The organism is Mycoplasma sp. 4013, from assembly GCF_054353875.1.
In genome coordinates, this window is sequence record NZ_JBTHHK010000019.1 from 1 (window position 1) to 2,350 (window position 2,350).

General features: G+C 26.0%; 2 protein-coding genes. Both read left to right on the top strand.

Annotated features, from left to right (window positions below; all coding sequences use genetic code 4):
* The first annotated feature begins 129 nt into the window (after positions 1-129).
* Complete coding sequence (locus tag ACXYRO_RS04140) at positions 130-1,440, top strand: HsdM family class I SAM-dependent methyltransferase (RefSeq protein WP_458614403.1); 1,311 nt, start codon at positions 130-132, stop codon at positions 1,438-1,440.
* The coding region (locus ACXYRO_RS04145) for a restriction endonuclease subunit S (protein WP_458614404.1) at positions 1,440-2,350 on the top strand (911 nt) is incomplete at its 3' end. The genes ACXYRO_RS04140 and ACXYRO_RS04145, both read left to right, overlap by 1 nt.

Here is a 2,350-nt window from a genome sequence, read left to right on the forward strand (position 1 = left end):
ATATGCAGAGATGATACAATGTTAATTTTCTGTTAATTTTTATGTCCTTGTTTATATATTAGTGATTTTTCAAAGAAAAAGAATAATAAAAACGAAATAATTAAAAACACAATCGAATTAAATGATTTAATGCATAAATATAATATTAAAGAGAGTATAAGAGCACAATTTATCGGGTCCGCTTTAATGGCGCTAAATTCAGAAAATTTTGATTTAGAAAGTGAAATTAAAAGGTCTAATAATACTGAAATTCTTCTGAGATATTTTAAAGAGATAATAGAACAAAAATTAAAAGATAATAAAAATAAGACAGAGAAGATTAATATTTTATCCAAAATATTAGATGAACAAGACTTAACAAGTTTAGATTTTCAACACTTGCAAAATGTTTTGAATAAAGTAAATGATGGTATTATACCTTTTATAAATGAAAATACAAATACAGGCGAAGATTTATTAAATTTATTTTTTACTACATTTAATAAATATGTACAAAAAGAGGATAAGAATCAAGCTTTTACACCATCACATATCACCGACTTTATGGCTGAAGTAATAGGGATAGATGAAAATTCTATCGTTTTAGATCCTACTTGTGGTTCTGGTTCATTTTTGGTTCAAGCAATGGTTAAAATGCTAAAAAATGTTAAAGATCCAACAAAAAGAGATTATATAAAACAAAACCAATTACACGGAATTGAAATAGAGGAAAAAGCATTTGGGTTGGCTTCTACAAATATGTTGATTCATAAAGATGGAAAATCTAATATTGTCCTTGATAGTTGTTTTAATCTAGGAAAAGAAATACAGCAAATGAATATAACACATATTCTTATGAACCCTCCGTTTAACGGAAAAAGAATGCCAAAAGAATGCCCTGTTCAAAAAAATAATGGTATGGATGCAACAAAAGGTTTATATTTTGTTAATTTTGTTGCAGAGCATATTAAAACAAAAGCTGCATTACTTGCTACTATCTTACCTTTACAAGCAGCTATAGGTTCTGGAAATACTATTAAAGAATATAAGAAAAAAATGTTAGAAAAACATACACTTAAAGCAGTTTTTAGTTTACCTAATGATATTTTTCATCCTGGGGCATCTGCATCATCATGTATAATGGTTTTTGAACTAAACAAAAAACATAATCCGAAAATAGCTACTTTTTTTGGATACTATAAAGATGACGGATTTATTAAGAAAAAGAATATGGGAAGAATTGAGAAAAAAGACTGGACATTAATAAAAAAGAAATGATTAGATGCTTATAAAAATGATCAAGAAATTGATGGGTTTTCAGTATTGGAAAATGTTGATTATAATGATGAATGACTTGCAGAAGCATATATGAAAACTGATTATTCCAGTTTAAAAGAAGAAGATTTTGTAAAAACAATAAGGGAATTCGTTAGTTTTAAAATTAAGGAGGATATTAAATAATGGAATTAAATATAAATGAATGGAAATGATTTAAAATAAAAGAAATTAAAATTCTACAAAAACCTAAAATTAAAAAAATATCAAAAATTCCTGAAGATGAAGGAAAAGTTGCTTTTATAAGTTCAACTCAATTTAATTGTGGTGTTAGTGATTTTGTTGATGTTGCAGAAAAAAGTATTGAAATAAGAAGATGTTTAACAATTTCTACAAATGGAAGAAATTTTGATTCTTTTGTTCATGGAAATTATAAAAAAGCATTTTCAAGTGATGTCGAAATATTTCTTTTAGATAAATTATCTGAAAATATAGGTTTATTTCTTGCTACAATCTTAAGAAAAGAACAATTTAAATATTCATATGGCAGAAAAGCAAAAAACAGAAAGATAGATAATACATTTATAAAACTTCCAGCAAAACAAGACGGAACGCCTGATTGAGATTTTATGGAAAACTATATAAAATGACTTAAAGAAAAACAAAATAAAGAATCTATTTCTTTACAAACAATAGAAAATACTGCACATTTATCTAAAGCAACTAATAAGTTAAAATTAAATATAAGTGAATGAAGAGAATATAACTTAAAGGATTTGTTTAATTTTGTGAAAGGGAAATGTAGTAATTCTACTGAATTCGAAGAAGGGACTGAAGCCTTTTATATAGGTGCTATAGGTGCTAAAAAAGAAAATCATGGTGTGATGCAAAATATTGTATCAGAATCAACATTAATGTCAAAAGGAAATTGTATTGCATTTGTTTGTCAAGGTGAAGGAAGTAATGGTTATCAATTTTATATGCCTGTTGATGCGATACATACTACTTCGAATACCTTAGGGTATAGCAAACAGCTTAATAAATATAATGCATTATTTATTACCACTGTCTTAGATAAAGAAAGATTTAAATGATC